Below are 16,711 nucleotides of genomic sequence, written 5' to 3'. Positions count from 1 at the left end.
GAGTTGAGGTTCTAATATGTATTTTGTTTATAGTGGGACAAATCCTTTTGAAAATTCTAATTTAACTTTGAAGTCAAGTATTGATGATTTTATTTATGAATCCATATTTGTTAATCATATTAATCTAAAAAAATATCCTTCTATTAAAAGAGAATTTTTTTTAGATAAAAATGATGATTATGAAACAATTACATTTTTCAACAATGAAATGAATGTTATCTTAGAAAATTTAAATAATTATTTAAAAGAATTTAGTGAGGATGAATTTTTTGAAGAGAAAAAAATACTTAAAGATTTAATATTTATTATGGGGGATACAAAAAAAAATAATGAAAATTTGTATATTATTTATTAAAAATTAAAGGAAAAGACTTTGATGTTTAGGAGATAATCCTTTGGTAGATTCAGGTTTTAAATGAAGTTTCCTCACCAAATTAGTTCTGAATGGCTTTGTTGCACAAAGATTTAAAAGTTAATATTTACCCAAGTCACTCAAATTTAAGGCATAACTTGAGTATGAGGGCGACCTAATTCTGTGAATTTATTCAAGACTGCTACGCGTGCATGAATCTCATTCACCTGACTAGGGAAACTCTGATCCTAGACACTATCGTGGACAGTACTTCCCTCTAAATTCTTAAAATATTTCTGCTCAAAAGCTTCAGGGCTTAACCAACCATTTGCAGAATGCCTTCTGATTCGATTGTAGTAAACTTCAATATATTCAAACAAGACCGAATTTGCCTCTTTTCTTGTAGAAAATACACTGTCATGTACCACATGCCCTTTCAATGTATGGAAAAAACTTTCTGTTACTGCGTTATCCCAACAATTTCCCCTACGTGACATACTTTGTATTGCCTTATTTGTCAGTAATACAGCTCTGAAATCGCGACTGCAATATTGACTGCCTTGATCCGAATGAATCATCAAGCCTGTTGGATAACCCTGACGTGCAAGTGCATAGTTAAACGCATCACATACCAATTGACGATCTATTCGTGTACTTGTCTGCCAACCGACGATACGTCGGCTAAATAGATCTAGTATCACGCATAAATATAACCAGCCTTCCTTCGTTCGAATATACGTAATATCAGTCGTCCAGACCTTATTTGGCTCAGTTACAGTGAACTGTTGATCTAACAAATTTGGTGCTGTTGGCAAACGATGATTTGAATCAGTCGTATGCCTATATTTACGGGCAATTTTACTGTGTAATCCTGGTTTTTTAAGCATTCGACCTATTGTGCGCACACTCATGCTGTAACCTAGGTCATGCATATCATGAACGAGGGATGGTGCACCTAAACGAGCGTGGTGCTGCCAATACACCGCTTGTAAATCATCATACTGCTTTGCTATACGTACCTGACGTTTTCTCCATGCATAGAACCCCGAAGTACTGACACCTAATTGTTTGCACAGTACAGTGACTTTAACCTTTTCCATTGCAAAGTCTTTGATTACCGTGTACTTCTCTTGCCTTGATCGGTGAGGAAATACACATGCACTTTTTTTAGTATGTCATTTGCCTCTTTGAGTTGTTTGACTTCTTTTTCTAGATCTAATATTCGCTGTTGCTCAGGTGTTAACTGACGTTTGCTTGATCCTTCTGGATTAGCAGTACGAATCCATTTATCAAGTGTCGAGTAACCAACACCAAGCTTTACCGCAATTGATGCTAATGATTCATGTGAGTTCGCAAGTGCATAATCAATTGCTTGCTGTTTAAATTCTGGACTAAAGCGTTTAGCCATGTGTACATCTCCAAAGTTAACGTTACATTATCTTCAGAGGGACAGTGTGTCCATTACTTTGGCTAGGATCAGGGTATTAATGGTGTACTTCAAAAGATGTCAAAACTCGCGGGAGGACGGGATGTAAATGTTATGATATTTGATAGTCTAGAAAGTGCCAAAGCTAAAGCGGAAGGTACAAGAATTCCAGCAAACTGTATGTAAGGTGTAAAATGAAAAAGAGTTTTTTTTAGCATATACGACAAACTTAAACCCAATTGATTTAGTTCGAATTTTTGAAAAAAAATTTGATATTTCTTTTATTGAACATAGCAGCGATTATTTGGGAAATTATTACTCTTATGAGGGATTATTTTGTGATAATTTTAAAATATTGCAAAATAAGTTACCTGATGGTGACTTGCAAATAAATGACGGTGGAATAGAAACTATTTTGAAATTGGGCTTTTTTAATGGAAAAAATAAAGAAAAACAAAGTAAGTATGAATTTATGAAAAAACAATTAGCGAGTTTAGATAATTTAAATTTACATTCATTTGATATTTTTGAAGAGGAGTAAAGGCAATAATACGATAAGAGACCATGTGAAAGGAACATAAATGAAGACTTGGGATCAAGTAATAGAAGGTGCAGTTGAATTTATATCTTTTTTGGAAAAAGGTAATTTTTATAATACTAAGTTTAGTACTGAAAAAGATTACAAGATTATTTTTGATGCTAATTTAGGGATAGATTATGCGACTAATGATAGTTTTGATGATTTTGATGATTTTGATGATTTTGATGATTTTGATGATTTTGATGATTTTGATGATTTTGATGAATGGGAAACTGTGACTGATACCCCCGATATTTTTCCAGAAAGCTTTGAATGGAGCGATCGGATTAAATATAAACTAAAACAAAAAAATTATTTTGGATTTGAAAATCAAGACTTTAACGGAGCTAAAGAAAAATGGATAACGGGTGAAGCTTGTCTGATAGTAGAGTTAATGTATAGAGATATAGGTATAATATTTCAATGTTATGCAAATGACTATTTTCCTACAATCTGGAAAGAAATTTTAGAAGTATATTTAAATGGTGGTTTTTCTTGTGGATGGGATGGCCATCTACCTGAAGGGAAAATTGTAGTTTTTTCTAATCAATAAAATTTAAAATCAGTTAAGTTATTTCAAACTATACAAAGCTCAATGATAGCTTCATTGAGCTTATTTTTATTTTAATGATTCATATAACGTACGCCAAAATTTGCTATCGAAAACTACTAAGCAAAGCAAAGGTTTCGATGACGTAAGATTCTACCACTGTGACCATTTGGGTACACCACAAGAAATGACAGACCACACAGGTTCGATCATTTGGAAAGCGCAATATAAGGCTTGGGGTGAGTGTAAGGCTGAAAAAGCCAAGTCGAATTTCTTTGAAAACAGTGAAATTATTTCAAACAATATTCGCTTCCAAGGTGCATGAGCAAAGACAGAGCATTGCTCTGTCTGAAGCGCAAGGATCAAGAAACGGGTTTACACTATAACCGTTATCGTTATTACTTACCTTATGTAGGGAGGTTTGTTAGTAAAGATCCAGTGGGTTTATTTGGTGGTCTTAATTTTTATAAATACACACATAACCCTATAGATTGGGTTGACCCTCTAGGATTGAAACAAAGAAGTTTAGATGAAATAAAAGCAGATAGGCGACGTAGAGAAAATTCTAAATCAGGAGTGTATTTAAAACATATACAAGCAAAAATGTAAAGATACTGCAATAAAATATTCTAGTTATGGAAAAACTGTTCAATACTGGGGAATAGTTTAGGTTGTAGTGCGACAACACCACAAGTTACAGCTTTCAGAAATAAAATTGAAAAAGAAGGCTTATCACAAGGCATAGAATATGAGAATGATGGTAAAGGTTCACATTATTATATTTATGATGCCGGAAGAATAATTGGCTACAATGAAGGAAAACCAAAACAATATATGCGTATTGAAGCTTCTTCAAGTACTAACGATTTTCATGGGCATCCAATATCAGAAGCACGTTATAATGGTTATTATCGTAAAAGGATTAAATAAGTATGAGTTATGAAGCTTTTTTAAATGAAAATTTTTTGCTTCCATTAAAAGTGACTAGAAACTGGATGATTGTAAAAAATTATCTATATAACGTAGATTTACAATGGTTGAATTCATTAGATGATGATGAGAAGTTTGATGTAATAGATGCATACTTTTATACAAATATTTTTTATGCGTCAAGTGAAGTTGATGTGAAATCAGTTAGATATAAATTAATTTTAGATGTATATATTATTCCTATAATTGAAAATGATATATATTTAGATTTTGAGTATGAGCTTACAGTAAATTTAATTAATTTAAATAAAAAAAATGAAAGTTTAGATACGATTGAATTTGAAGTGAAAAAAATAAGTAATTTATCAAAAATAATTGATAAATTTATGTCTCATGTATCGCTAGATTTGGTAAATCATATTGAAAGTAATGATTTTAAAATTAGTATTGCTTTAGAAGGTATTGTTAATTCACTGAATCTAGGTGAAAAGATAATAAAGGTTTAGTAATACGAATTACAGGTTGTAATTATGTAGTTATCTCTAATTTTTCACGGCTTTGTTGCATAAAAATTTCATAACTATTTGATTTTAAATTTTTATTCTTGATCTGAAATTGAGTTTATTAAAATAAATTGTTTACATATTTATGCAACAAAGTCTTGTAATGGTATGGTGTAATCGGAAAGAATAGTGGAGGAGATAATCCTTGCTCTGGTTGGCGAGATGATTCACCAGGTCATTCATTTAACGATAAAAATGGTAAAACCGAAATACCATCTCATTTGAATGCTTGGAATAAGCTAGGAGGAGTAGAGAATGTGTATTTGTTATATAAGAAGGGGCTAATCGTTAATGGAAAAAAATACTAATGAAAAATAAACCTTGGAAAAAGTTTAAATATCAAACAGAGTCTAATAAATTTTATTATATTTTAGCTGGTGAAGATTTTAACAATGAATATGGTATTAAACTGAATCCATTTTTGAATAGTGGAAATTTAATGGATAAAGAAGTTGTTGTTGTTCAACAAGAAGACTTGGCTGATTCACCATGCTTTAATATTAAGAATACTGATGCTGGTATTTTTTTGGAAATATATAGCTTGAATAAAGAAGAAATATATATTGTTAATAAAAATTTTGATATGCCTGATTTGATTGAGCTCATTTTTAAATTAAGCCAATTTAGTTATGTGGCTGCTTTGGAATATATTAAGTTTAAATATGGATTCAGAGAAAACTATCTTTTTTTTGAAAGCTAGTCTAAATTAATAATATAATTATAGTCTAAGGATTAATAGTGCCTAACAATCCTGATCTTGGTTTCAACTAAACTTTTATGATAATAGCCTGACCATTTTTTCATATCATGGGCATCCGCTGAATCCTCACTACTAAAATTAATTATATATGTTTATTTTTGTAACCACTTATTTTTAATGGGTACACTGCAAGAAATGACCGACCATACAGGTTTGATCATTTGGAAAGCTGAATATAAAGGCATGGGGTGAGCTCGTGTCAGCAAAGCAACGCTTTGCACGAGCGCAAGACGAGAGCTATGCTTGAAGTGGTAAGTCTGAAAAGATGAATCTCTAGTTTTTTCTAAAAAACAGTGAAATTATCTCAAACAATATACACTAAACATCAAACGATTCAGTCAGTCTTCATTTGATCAATGCTAGTAAAAGTATGAATGCAAATTTGAAAAGGTGTAAAAAATGAGTGAATTTATAGTAGATGAAGATTTTGACTATTTTTATAATGATAAAGGTTTTGGTCCACCTGTATTTTCAGAACCTGTTTCAGATAGCATTATTAATAAATATAAAGGAAAACTACCAACCCAACTCTTAGAGTATTGGAGAGCATTTGGTTTTTCAGGTTGGGGAAATGGTTTATTTTGGTTGGTTAACCCTGATGAATATCAAGATGTACTGGATGTATGGTTAGAAAATATCGAAACCCAACCACATGAGGAATATTTTGTCATTGCTCGAAGTGCATTTGGAGATTTAGAGGTATGGGGAACTCTACATGGAAGATGTCTTACAATTTCCTCCATAATGAATCAAATATTTCCAAATATGGAAGAAATGAAAAAAAATGAAGAGGATTTTTTGGTTCAAATGTTTTTTGCTACACAAAATAAAAAATATTTGGATTTAAAAGATTATAGAAATAAACCTTTATTTGAACGTGTTGTAAAAAAATATGGAGTACTTACGAAAAATGAAATGTTTGGATTTGAACCTGCTCTTGTTTTAGGCGGTCAAGCCAAGCTGGAAAATGTACGTAAGTTACCTATCATTTCGCATTTACAATTTTTAGCCTCACTCGATACTCCACGTATGATGTTGGATATTGGTAAGTATGTAGATGAACAAGGTATAGACCAAGAAAGCTTGAATGAATTGCAGCCTGAAAATTGGATACTATCGATCTAATTAGAGGGGTGTATTTTTAGGGAAAATATTGCCAACTTATAAAATGCCTAAATATTATAGGCACATCTCTGTAACTTTATAGGCAACAGTGAGTTTGCCTTTTTTTATTTTATAGCCAGTAATTTCGATATTGCCAATTTCTGATAAAGATTGAACATGTGTTCCACCACAAGGAAATTTAGGCAGGTCGCCAAAACCAACCTCACGATAACCTTGGTCATTTTGTTGCATCATACGGGGCAAATCACGGCGAATGTATTGCTGACATATCTCTTGAAGATGGATTTGATCGATATCTTGAGCGTTTTCTGACTGCGTAAATTGCACTTTTGCATCTTCAGGCCAATGCTGTGCCTTCACAGGATGCCACCCAAAGCTTTGCATGATATGCCCGATCAAATGACCTGCGGAGTGGAGACGACTATAAAAATGTCTTTGTTTCTGGGCAACTTGGGCAAAAGCCAGACCCAGAGCAATTTCACCCTGACAATAATGAATAATATCACCATCCTGTTGTACAACATGCACGACATTCACATCATTGATTGTACCTAAGTCACTCGGTTGTCCACCGCCTTGAGGATGAAAAGGTGTTTGTTCTAGCCGAACTGCAAATAAGCCATCTTGATTTAATTCGCAGGATAAAACCTGAACGTCTGCACTGGTCTGGTCAGATAAATATAAAGCCTGAGTCATATTAACTTCTACGCAAATTTCTAAGAAAGAATTATATGAAGCAATCCTATTGATGATAATCTAGTAAAAAATGAATTTACTTTTTCCTCATGGGCACAAATCAAAGCATTGCATTACTTCAGGAAATGGCTATTTTCGTCAAGGTTGTGGAGACAGGAAGTTTTTCAGAAACAGCACGACAACTGGGCAATACACCTTCTGCGATCAGTAAGGCCATTACTCGACTTGAACAGGCACTAGAAACCAGACTGTTGCAAAGAACTACACGAAAATTACGTTTGAGCGAAAGTGGTCAGCAAATTTATGGACATTGTCTCGAAATGCTCAATGCTGCTCAGGCTGTAATCGATAACACAGGAAAATTAAACAGTGAACCCAGTGGTACAGTAAGAATCAGCGTACCCAAAGCAGTGGGACACTATATGATTCATCCACATCTTGCTGAATTTTTAGAGCGATACCCCAAAGTCGATATTCAACTGTTATTGGAAGATCGCATTGTTGATTTTATTGATGATGAGATTGATTTGGCGATACGGATTACCAATGAGCCAGCATTGGGATTAAAGGGAAGAAAATTAATTCAGATTGATCATGTACTGGTCGCAACTCCAGAGTATCTCAAACGTTATGGCATTCCACGAAAGCCTCAGGACTTAGTGGATCATCAATGTATCTATTTGGGTGAGCAAGCCAGCGACTCAAAGTGGAAGTTTCAAAAAGGCAATAAAACCACCAGTGTTGTTGTTAAAGGAAGATATTCTGCAAATCATACTGGTATACGCTTAGATGCAGCATTAAATCATATGGGGATTGCAAGTTTACCTTACTTTGTTGCCCGTCAGGCTTTGGCAAACCATACTTTGCTGCAAGTTCTGCCAGAATGGTATTTTAAAACCTATTACAGTGGTGCTGCGTGGTTACTCTATCCACCGACACGCTATTTAGCGCCAAAAATAGAAGTATTTATTCAATTTCTCGCCCAGAAATTAAAATCCGAACCAACACTGAAACATGATGAGTCCCATATTTAAGGGATGCTATGATTCTAATGCGTTGGTGGTATTTTAAGAAAAACTGATGCTAAAATCATTTAGCATCAGTGTGTTGAATGTATATGTGCTGATTTAACCCAAACGCATTTTATAAATATTTTAAAATGGGGATGTGTTTGTTTTGATGTTTAAACTTGGAAAATTTGAGCATCAATGGATAGAGCAAAATACTCAATAGTATGGAGATCAACCATAAGGTAGAGACCTGATCTACACCATAGTATTGACCTTGTGTCGTACCGAAAATTTGCACTGCAACCAGATACAACACTTTTAAAAGATATAAATGAACGATGTAGAAAAACATTGGAACTGAACCAAAAATAATTAACGGTTTAACCCATTTTTGTGTTTCAACTTTTTGTAAAAGTACCAAAAGAATAAGCCCCATACCTGCATTCCAAAGAATAAACAGTAACGACGGTGGGTACTTGGTGAGGTTCATAAAGCTCATCCATGTTTCTGAGAATGCTGGCATAACTTGCCATGCTTGATCACCATAGAGATTGATGATTCTCAGTATGAAAAATAGTGCAATGCTGGATAAACCAAAGCGGAGCAAGATCTGATTTCTTTTTGCCGTATCATTGGATGGGGCAAAAACCTGATGACCAATACAATATCCCAGTGTAATCACACCAATCCAAGGCAAAACAGGATAAGAGGTTCTTAAACGAACGATGTCTCCAATTTCGATCCATCCACGGTCATGTAAGATGAGCCAAAGTTGGTGTAAAACTGGGATATTTTCAAAAGAGATTTGATCAAGTAGGTTATGACCAAAAATAATCATCAAGCTGATACACCACAGCAGTTTTTGCGGTAATCCAATCAGTGCTGCCAAAGCAAGCATACTTATGCCAATTGCCCAAATCACCTGTAGATAAATGACATCGGGTGGAAATTTCCCAGTCCATGCAAAGTTGATTATTAGCAGTTCCAGAAAAACTAAAAAAAGCCCACGTTTGATTAAAAATTCACGGGTCATCTGAAGGCTATTATTTTTTGCTTGATAAAGATATGCCGATAAACCCGTCAAAATGACAAAGACAGGCGCACATAAATGAGCCAAAATTCTGCTGAAGAATAAGGGTTCTTCTGTTGCTGAAATAATCATCGGATCTGGAACTTGATGATGCAGATAAAAGGTTTCTCTGACATGATCAACCATCATGATTAAGATAACTAAACCTCTTAATGCATCAATGGCTTGTAAGCGCTGGGAAGGGGACGTAGACATAAAGAAAAGATAAGGTATAGTGTTATGATATACTGTAACATTAATTTTTCTGCTTTTAAAATTAAAAAATGATCAGTAAAGTTGATGTTTTTAAAATTCAAAATATTGCTGGTTCTAAGCGAAATAAATTTTTTATTTAAATGATCAATACTATTAGCTTTTATGGATATTCATAGAGATGTATTTAATCTATTCACCAAGCTTTTGATTTTCTCAAGCCTTATTAATAAAATAAGGCTTGAGCCATACCGAATTTTTTATGGCGAAAGTATCGTTCTAGTACTTAATTTTCGTACTTTACTTGAGCCAACATTTTTTATTTTTGATCTAATCCTCCACCCAAAGCTTTATATAATTCAATTTGATTGTTCAATTTGCTTTGCTCTAATGTGAGTAGACCTTGTTGAGCAGTATAAGCAGAACGTTGAGCATCCAAAACTGAAAGATAATTGTCGATTCCTGCTTTAAAGCGAGCCGAAGAAAGTCGATAAGTGGTTTGCGTTGCCGAGACAAGTCGACGTTGCGCATCTAAACGTTCGTCTAGATGAGCATGTGCTGCTAAAGCATCGTTAACTTCACGAAATGCTGATTGAATGGCTTTTTCATAATCTGCAAGTGCAATCATTTGATCTGTTTCAGAAATTTTTATATTGGCTTTTCGAGTCCCCCAATCAAAAATGGGTAGATCCAGACTAGGTCCAATTGACCAAACAAAGCCACCTGATTTAAATAAATTTTGAAGATCTGTTGAAGCATAGCCAGTAGAACCCGTTAAGCTAATCGTGGGGAACAGTCTTGCTTTTGCCACCCCCACATTGGCACCTGCGGCAAGAAGTTGGTATTCGGCAGCTTTGATATCAGGTCGATTATTGAGTAAATCACTGCTCAAACCCGTAGCAAAAGTAGCTTGTGTACTGATACGTTCAACTGCTTGATTGGGGAGTAGGCTTTGAGGAACGCTTTGTCCTGCCAATAAGTTCAGCAGATTTTGGGCTTGTGCGACTTGCGTTTTATAGGTGGCAACATCATTTCGAGCTGTTTCCACAGAAATCTGGGCTTGACGTAAAGGAACTTCACTCTCAATCCCTACATCAAATCGCTTTTTATTCAGATGGTAAGAATCCTGTTGGGCGATTAGTGTTTGCTTGGCTAAGCTCAAATTAGATTGTGCAAAAGCATAATCTAACCAAGCTTGAGTCACTTGACTGACTAAGCTAATTTGGGTGGATTGTTGCGCACTTTGAGTGGCAAGATACTGATTTAAAGCCACATCTTTTAAGCTTTTTACACGTCCCCAAAAATCAACTTCATAGGCTGTGATGCCCAGTCCGACTTGGAATGATGAATAAGGATTATTGGGATTAACCGTTGGGTTGACTTGTCTAAGCGCACTGCCATTGGCACCGATTGTCGGAAGTTGATCATTTTTAGTGATTTGATATTGTTGCTGCGCTCGTTGAATATTGAGCGTTGCTGTATGCAAATCACGGTTATGCGCTAAGCTCATTTCAATGACTTGCAATAAACGGGTATCCGAAAAGAAATCTGAATAGCCTTGATGGGCAATTGAGATTTCTGAGCGATTTAGAGCAGAATTTTGAGTAAAATTTTCAGGAATATTAGATTGAATGACAGGCTTTGGTGCTTGTAAATTCATACAAGCGGTCAAAGCAATGGATAGTGTGGAGGCAATCAATCCACGCAATAGGAGTGTTGATTTAGGCATGATTTTTACCCATTTATAAAAGGTGAAAACATCAGCAAGATCAGAGGAAAACATCAGTTTTCTTCTGATCTATTGTGCTGTATTAAAGTTGCGGGTCTTGTTTTGATGGTGATTTTGCAGAGAATATTTTTTCTACTGCGCCTAAGACAAAAATAAAAAATACCGGGACAAAGAAAATCGCTAAAATCGTCGCAGAAATCATGCCTCCAAATACACCTGTTCCTAATGCATGTTGAGTTTCAGAACTTGCACCTGATGCAATCACCAAAGGAATCACACCACAGGTAAACGCCAGTGAAGTCATCAGAATAGGGCGTAAACGGAGTTTAGCTGCTGCAACTGTGGCTTCAATTAAACTCATGCCTTCTTCTTTGAGCATCTTGGCAAATTCAACAATCAAAATGGCATTCTTTGCCGACAAACCGATAATGGTGATTAAGCCAATTTTAAAGAACACATCATTCATCATACCTCTCGACATGATCGCAACAATTGCTCCAAAAATGCCCAAAGGAACCACCAACATGACAGAAAGCGGGATCGTCCAACTTTCATAAAGTGCAGCCAATACAAGGAACACGACCAACATTGAAAGTACCAGTAAAAATGCCATTTGAGACTCGGTTTGTTTTTCCTGTAAAGAAATACCCGTCCATTCATAGCCTATACCTTTGGGCAATTTAGCAATCAATTGTTCCATTTCTCGCATTGCATCACCTGAGGAAGTGTCGAAGTTTGGAATACCTGCAATACTTAAAGATGGTCGTCCGTTATAGCGATTATATTGTTGCGGTGCTTTACTCCATTGAGGTGTGACCACTTCAGACAGAGAAACCAATTGTCCGCTTGAGCCTGCTACCTTGAGACTTAAAATATCTTTTAATTGCATCCGTGATTTAGCATCCACTTGAACAATGACTTGTTGCATCCGTCCTTGATTAGGAAAGTCATTGATATACATTGAACCCATTGAGGTTGAAATAATGTCAGAGACATCAGAAAACTTCACGCCCAAAGCATTGAGTTTCTCACGATCAATTTTTAAAGAAATATTGTCCCCTTGCGGTAAACCTTCGTTCCAGACCATATAGAACTTTTTATTTTTGGCTGCCATTGCCATCAGCTCATCTTGAGCTGCCAGTAATGCAGGCATACCTAAATTTCCACGGTCTTGTAAACGTAAACTAAAACCTGAAAACGTACCTAATTCATCAATGGCAGGAGGTAGCACCGCCATGGTTGCGCCTTCTTTGCTATTCGCCATGAAAGCATTGACTGAATTGGTCATCTCTGTTGCCGTAGAAGTACGGTCTTTGAAATCAGTAAGCGTAGTAAATGCCATCGCAACGTTTTGACCAGCACCACTAAAGCCCCAACCTAAGATTGCTGTATTGCTTTTTACATTGGGATTGTCTTTTAGATGCTGTTCAAATTCATTGACAACGTTGCGAGTACGTTCTGCTGTTGCATCTGAAGGAAGTTGGAAGGAGGTCAGAAACCAGCCTTGATCTTCTTCTGGCATAAATGCGGTAGGCCAATATTTCATGCCTGCAAAGGTGATTGCTGTGATCACCACAAAGATCACCATCATTGGAATGGTATGTTTAATGACTTTGAGTAACAGTAATTCATATTTTTTGGTGACTTTATCAAAACTCCGATCAAACCATGCAAAAAAGCCTTTCTTTTGATGGTGACCATCAATTGGTTTTAGAATCGTGGCACATAGGGCAGGTGTTAAGATCAATGCCAAGAGTGCAGAGAATAAAATCGACACAGACATGGTCAGTGTAAATTGCTGATAGATAATACCGACAGAGCCACTGGCAAAGGCCATTGGTAAAAATACCGCAGCTAGCACCAGTGTTATCCCAATGATTGGGCTGGTGATTTCTTTCATTGCTTTAGAGGTAGCTTCTTTGGGTGGCAAGCCTTCTGTCGCCATAATCCGTTCGACATTTTCAACCACCACAATTGCATCATCGACAATAATCCCGATAGCAAGCACCATCCCGAACATGGTCAAAACGTTGATGGAAAAGCCCAAAAGGAGCATCACTGCGAAAGTCCCGAGTAGGGCAATAGGTGCAACGATGGCTGGAATCAAGGTATAACGGACATTGTGTAAGAATAAATACATCACAATAAACACCAAAACCATGGCTTCAAGTAATGTATGAATCACTTTTTCAATCGAAATTTTAACAAAAGGTGCAGTGTCATACGGGATGCTATACTGCATACCTTCAGGTAAATTCAATTTTAATTCTTCAATTTTGGCTCTTACACCTTCAGCAGTTTTGACTGCATTCGCCCCTGGGCTGAGCTGAATTGCAGCTGCTGTAGCAGGTTGACCATCTTCTAAAATGGCAAAGTTGTAGGCTTGTGAACCCATTTCAACCTCTGCAACATCTGAAAGCTTAATCACGCTACCACTGGTTTTACTTTTTAAACTGATATTTTTAAATTGCTCTACATTGCCCAATTGACCTTGAGCTGACAAAGGAACGGTAATCAATTGTCCTTTTGTCGCTGGAAGATCTCCAAGGCGTCCCGGTGCAATTTCAATATTGTTTTCACGAATTGCCGTATTTACATCGCTGATCGATAAACCATAAGAAATTAATTTATTTGGATCAACCCAGATTCGCATGGCTTTTTCAGCACCAAAAGATTGAACTTTACCAACACCTTCAACACGCTTGAGTTCTTCAACCACATTACGTACCAGATAATCACTCAAATCAACTTCTGAGTATTGTCCATTGGGTGAGTTGATACCGACCAGCATTAAAAAGCCTGATGAAGAAGCTTCTACTTGTAAACCTTGTTGACGAACAACTTGTGGTAACCGCGCTTCCACCGCCTTGATTTTGTTCTGTACATCCACTTGAGCCATTTCAACGTCAGTACCCGGTTTGAACGTTGCAGAAATTTCAGCTGTACCCGAAGTATCGGTTGTTGAACTATAGTAAAGCAGGTTCTTGACCCCCGATAATTCTCGCTCAATCAAAGTGACGACACTATCATTGATGGTTTGGGCAGTAGCCCCTGGGTAGGTCGCACTGATATTGACTTGCGGCGGAGCAACACTTGGAAAGCGTGCAATCGGCAATTTAGGAATACTCAGTACCCCAAATAGAATAATGAAAATCGCTATCACCCATGCAAACACAGGGCGGCGTATGAAAAATTGTGACATCATCATTGAGCTCCTTGTGTTGCAGCTGATTCGGCATGTACAGAGGTATTCGCTGTTGTATTGACAGGAACTTTCCATACGCTTAGCTCAAGTTTTTGGTTAGGTTGGATACGCTCAATACCCTCAACCACCACTTTATCTCCGGCTTTTAAACCTTTATTGGCAATGTAATATTGCTCATATTGTTGTCCCAGCTCGATTGGGCGAATATCAGCTGTACCTTTGGCGTTTATCACATAGACTTGCGGTTCGCCGTTGATATTACGTTGAATGGCTTGAGCAGGAATCAGTAAAGCTTGTGGAACAGAAGCGCGGTTAATGTCTACACGAACATACATGCCAGGGAGTAATTTTCTTTCAGGATTATTGACCTCGATACGAATAGTGACATCACCTGTTTCAGGATCTACATTGATGTCTTCAAACAACATTCTTGCTGTAACGTTATAGGGTTGACCATGACTGTTGGAAATTCGGAAAGTCTTTTGATCATTTGCAGACAGTTCACCATTTTGCAATGCAGTTTGTAAGCGTTCATATTCACTGATCGACTGTTTAATATCGACATAGACTTTATCAATCTGCTGTACTGTAGCCATTTTATTGCTATCACCTTGACCAACCAAGGCTCCTTCAGTGACAAAGGATTGTCCGATTCGACCTGAAATCGGTGCGCGAACAGTGGCATATTGTAAATTGAGATTTTGACGTGTGAGTAAGGCTTTCATTTGTGCTACATCTGCAAGTGCCTGTCGATATTCTGCTTGAGCATTACTGACTTCTTGCTTACTGATGGCATTGCTCGGTAGCAATTGTTGATAGCGTTCTAACTGGACTTTTAAACGTGCCACTTCCGCTTCTGCTTTATTGAGCGATGCACGATTGCTGTTTACATCCGCTTGGAATGTTTCCGAATTAATTTTATAGAGTGCTTGTCCTGCCTTTACTTCACTGCCTTGAGTGAATAACACTTTTTCAATAATACCACCGACTTGGGGGCGAATTTCAGCCGTACGGAATGCTTGTACACGTGCTGGGAGATTCTCACTGAAATTGACTGATTGAGGTTGAATGTTGAGTACACTGACTTTTGCAGGTGGTGTTTCTGGTTGAGCTGCCTCCTTGGAGCCACAGCCTTGCATCAGTAGCCCGATGGATAAAAATAATGGAAGTAATAGATGCTTTTGCATTCTGTCCAAGCCTTGGGAGTTTTTGATGTTCACATTATTTTTGATGTTTGTGTAACCTTGATCAGCAAAGTGTGGAAAAAGTGTGGAGAAAAACAGATAAATCAGCGTATCATGCAGATTGACAGAAATTATCTGATGATTCATTCATGTTTGAAGCCTCATTTTCTTTTGATTGCCGCGATAAACAGATCCTTGTTGTTGAGGATAAATATGATATTGGCGATATTATTGAGCGTTATTTAAAACGTGAAGGAATGCGGGTAATTCGAGCGATGAATGGGCGGCATGCAATTGAAATCCATTCAGCTCAACCGATTGATTTAATTCTTTTAGATATTAAATTGCCGGAAATGAATGGTTGGGAAGTACTGAGTAAAATTCGTCAAAAGGCGCAAACCCCTGTCATTATGCTGACAGCATTAGATCAAGATATTGATAAGGTGATGGCACTACGGATTGGCGCTGATGATTTTGTGGTCAAACCATTCAATCCCAATGAAGTGGTTGCTCGGGTGCAAGCAGTGTTGAGACGGACACAACAGAATATTTCGGTTCAAAATAGCCACCTCGTTTATAAAAATATAGAGATCAATGCTGAGATTCATAGCGCCTATGTCTATCAACAAGATCAACGCGTTTTACTCAATCTGACCTTAACTGAATATAAGATTCTCAGTTTGATGATTCACCATCCGCATAAAGTCTTTACTCGCAGTGAATTGATGAGTCATTGTTTGCCTGACAGTGATGCATTGGAACGAACGGTAGATAGCCATGTCAGCAAGTTAAGGAAAAAACTCGAAGAACTTGGGTTGCAACAGATGTTGATCAATGTTCGTGGAGTCGGTTACCGACTAGATCAGCCCTCAGCATCATCCTACTTTGAATCTTGATCGGTTTAATTCAGGTCATTTGATTTTCTTGTGTCGATGTTTAAATGTTGAATATACACGTTTAAATTTGTGTTTCATGCTGTGCCAATATCCTTTTCCGAATAAGGCAATGACGATCAATAATAAAATTTCACCACCAATTGCCATGACTGTCATCACCCAAGCTTTATGAGGAATCTCCAAGAACGGAATGATAGGAAAGGCAATCCAATACGCCACGGCAATCGCTAAAAGTATAAAACCGATTTTCTTGCGTAGATTTAGCTTTTGTTTAATCATCTCACTTAACTCTATAACATTTGGTCCTGTTATTGTTTGCAAGGTTTGCGGAGAAATGATCTTTAAAGTCTGGAAAAAGTGTGTAAGATCAGAAAAAATGAACCTATGATATGGATCAACACGTGGTGAATAAAGCTGGAAAGC

At 36.7% G+C, this 16,711-nt stretch carries 15 protein-coding genes and 3 pseudogenes; 10 read left to right on the top strand and 8 right to left on the bottom strand.

Annotated features, from left to right (window positions below):
• The first annotated feature begins 16 nt into the window (after positions 1 to 16).
• Positions 17 to 355 (top strand): hypothetical protein, encoded by a 339-nt coding sequence (locus I9192_RS16625; protein ID WP_005033244.1) that lies wholly within the window; start codon positions 17 to 19, stop codon positions 353 to 355.
• 143 nt (positions 356 to 498) lie between these two features.
• On the opposite strand, the pseudogene I9192_RS16620 reads toward I9192_RS16625, so the two are convergent.
• Together I9192_RS16620 and I9192_RS16615 are read right to left on the bottom strand one after the other, a co-directional pair.
• Positions 499 to 597 (bottom strand): annotated as a pseudogene (locus I9192_RS16620) (IS5/IS1182 family transposase); the annotation flags it as partial.
• Positions 598 to 600: 3 nt separating this feature from the next.
• Positions 601 to 1,760, bottom strand: a protein-coding gene (locus tag I9192_RS16615) for an IS3-like element ISAbe12 family transposase (RefSeq protein ID WP_100250477.1) whose coding sequence is annotated in 2 segments (ribosomal slippage) — positions 601 to 1,523 and positions 1,523 to 1,760 — 1,161 coding nt in all. Because the reading frame shifts where the segments join, the coding sequence is not laid out codon by codon here.
• Positions 1,761 to 2,082: 322 nt separating this feature from the next.
• On the opposite strand from I9192_RS16615, the gene I9192_RS16610 reads away from it, so the two are divergent.
• The 7 genes and pseudogenes from I9192_RS16610 to I9192_RS16585 all read left to right on the top strand — a co-directional run bounded on the left by I9192_RS16610 (position 2,083) and on the right by I9192_RS16585 (position 6,286).
• Positions 2,083 to 2,319 (top strand): hypothetical protein, encoded by a 237-nt coding sequence (locus I9192_RS16610; RefSeq protein ID WP_005033238.1) that lies wholly within the window; start codon positions 2,083 to 2,085, stop codon positions 2,317 to 2,319.
• A gap of 40 nt (positions 2,320 to 2,359) precedes the next feature.
• Positions 2,360 to 2,911, top strand: coding sequence for a hypothetical protein (locus I9192_RS16605; protein WP_200149942.1), 552 nt, complete (start codon positions 2,360 to 2,362; stop codon positions 2,909 to 2,911).
• Positions 2,912 to 2,993: 82 nt separating this feature from the next.
• Positions 2,994 to 3,454 (top strand): annotated as a pseudogene (locus tag I9192_RS16600) (RHS repeat domain-containing protein); the annotation flags it as partial.
• Positions 3,455 to 3,840: 386 nt separating this feature from the next.
• Positions 3,841 to 4,344: a hypothetical protein gene (locus tag I9192_RS16595; protein ID WP_005033232.1), complete on the top strand. Its 504-nt coding sequence runs from the start codon at positions 3,841 to 3,843 to the stop codon at positions 4,342 to 4,344.
• A 364-nt stretch (positions 4,345 to 4,708) separates the two neighbouring features.
• Positions 4,709 to 5,101: a hypothetical protein gene (locus I9192_RS16590; RefSeq protein WP_005033231.1), complete on the top strand. Its 393-nt coding sequence runs from the start codon at positions 4,709 to 4,711 to the stop codon at positions 5,099 to 5,101.
• A gap of 153 nt (positions 5,102 to 5,254) precedes the next feature.
• Positions 5,255 to 5,350 (top strand): annotated as a pseudogene (locus I9192_RS22595) (RHS protein); the annotation flags it as partial.
• A gap of 210 nt (positions 5,351 to 5,560) precedes the next feature.
• Complete coding sequence (locus tag I9192_RS16585; protein ID WP_005033229.1) at positions 5,561 to 6,286, top strand: GAD-like domain-containing protein; 726 nt, start codon at positions 5,561 to 5,563, stop codon at positions 6,284 to 6,286.
• A 54-nt stretch (positions 6,287 to 6,340) separates the two neighbouring features.
• Here the strand turns inward: I9192_RS16585 and I9192_RS16580 are convergent, their stop codons facing one another.
• Positions 6,341 to 6,982, bottom strand: coding sequence for an alanyl-tRNA editing protein (locus I9192_RS16580; protein ID WP_005033227.1), 642 nt, complete (start codon positions 6,980 to 6,982; stop codon positions 6,341 to 6,343).
• An 89-nt stretch (positions 6,983 to 7,071) separates the two neighbouring features.
• On the opposite strand from I9192_RS16580, the gene I9192_RS16575 reads away from it, so the two are divergent.
• Positions 7,072 to 8,016, top strand: coding sequence for a LysR family transcriptional regulator (locus I9192_RS16575; protein ID WP_004829611.1), 945 nt, complete (start codon positions 7,072 to 7,074; stop codon positions 8,014 to 8,016).
• 109 nt (positions 8,017 to 8,125) lie between these two features.
• Here the strand turns inward: I9192_RS16575 and I9192_RS16570 are convergent, their stop codons facing one another.
• The 4 genes from I9192_RS16570 to I9192_RS16555 all read right to left on the bottom strand — a co-directional run bounded on the left by I9192_RS16570 (position 8,126) and on the right by I9192_RS16555 (position 15,395).
• A complete protein-coding gene (locus tag I9192_RS16570; RefSeq protein WP_005033226.1) occupies positions 8,126 to 9,277 on the bottom strand; it encodes a DUF1624 domain-containing protein in 1,152 nt (383 codons plus the stop codon).
• A gap of 316 nt (positions 9,278 to 9,593) precedes the next feature.
• Positions 9,594 to 11,003, bottom strand: a complete 1,410-nt coding sequence (gene adeC / locus I9192_RS16565) for an AdeC/AdeK/OprM family multidrug efflux complex outer membrane factor (RefSeq protein WP_026040293.1) — start codon at positions 11,001 to 11,003, stop codon at positions 9,594 to 9,596.
• A gap of 82 nt (positions 11,004 to 11,085) precedes the next feature.
• Positions 11,086 to 14,208, bottom strand: coding sequence for an efflux RND transporter permease subunit (locus I9192_RS16560; RefSeq protein WP_005033224.1), 3,123 nt, complete (start codon positions 14,206 to 14,208; stop codon positions 11,086 to 11,088).
• A complete protein-coding gene (locus tag I9192_RS16555) occupies positions 14,208 to 15,395 on the bottom strand; it encodes an efflux RND transporter periplasmic adaptor subunit (protein ID WP_009586780.1) in 1,188 nt (395 codons plus the stop codon). Before I9192_RS16555 ends, I9192_RS16560 begins: the two co-directional genes overlap by 1 nt.
• Positions 15,396 to 15,541: 146 nt before the next feature.
• Here I9192_RS16555 and adeR point away from each other — a divergent pair, with 146 nt between their 5' ends.
• Entirely contained in the window at positions 15,542 to 16,288 is a 747-nt protein-coding gene (adeR, locus tag I9192_RS16550; RefSeq protein WP_200149941.1) for an efflux system response regulator transcription factor AdeR, read from the top strand.
• Positions 16,289 to 16,303: 15 nt separating this feature from the next.
• Here the strand turns inward: adeR and I9192_RS16545 are convergent, their stop codons facing one another.
• Positions 16,304 to 16,567: a transporter suffix domain-containing protein gene (locus I9192_RS16545; RefSeq protein WP_010590925.1), complete on the bottom strand. Its 264-nt coding sequence runs from the start codon at positions 16,565 to 16,567 to the stop codon at positions 16,304 to 16,306.
• Between the last annotated feature and the right edge of the window lie 144 nt (positions 16,568 to 16,711).

It is taken from the genome of Acinetobacter bereziniae, from assembly GCF_016576965.1.
In the GTDB taxonomy this organism is placed as follows: domain Bacteria; phylum Pseudomonadota; class Gammaproteobacteria; order Pseudomonadales; family Moraxellaceae; genus Acinetobacter; species Acinetobacter bereziniae.
This window is presented reverse-complemented; position numbering and strand designations above follow the sequence as displayed.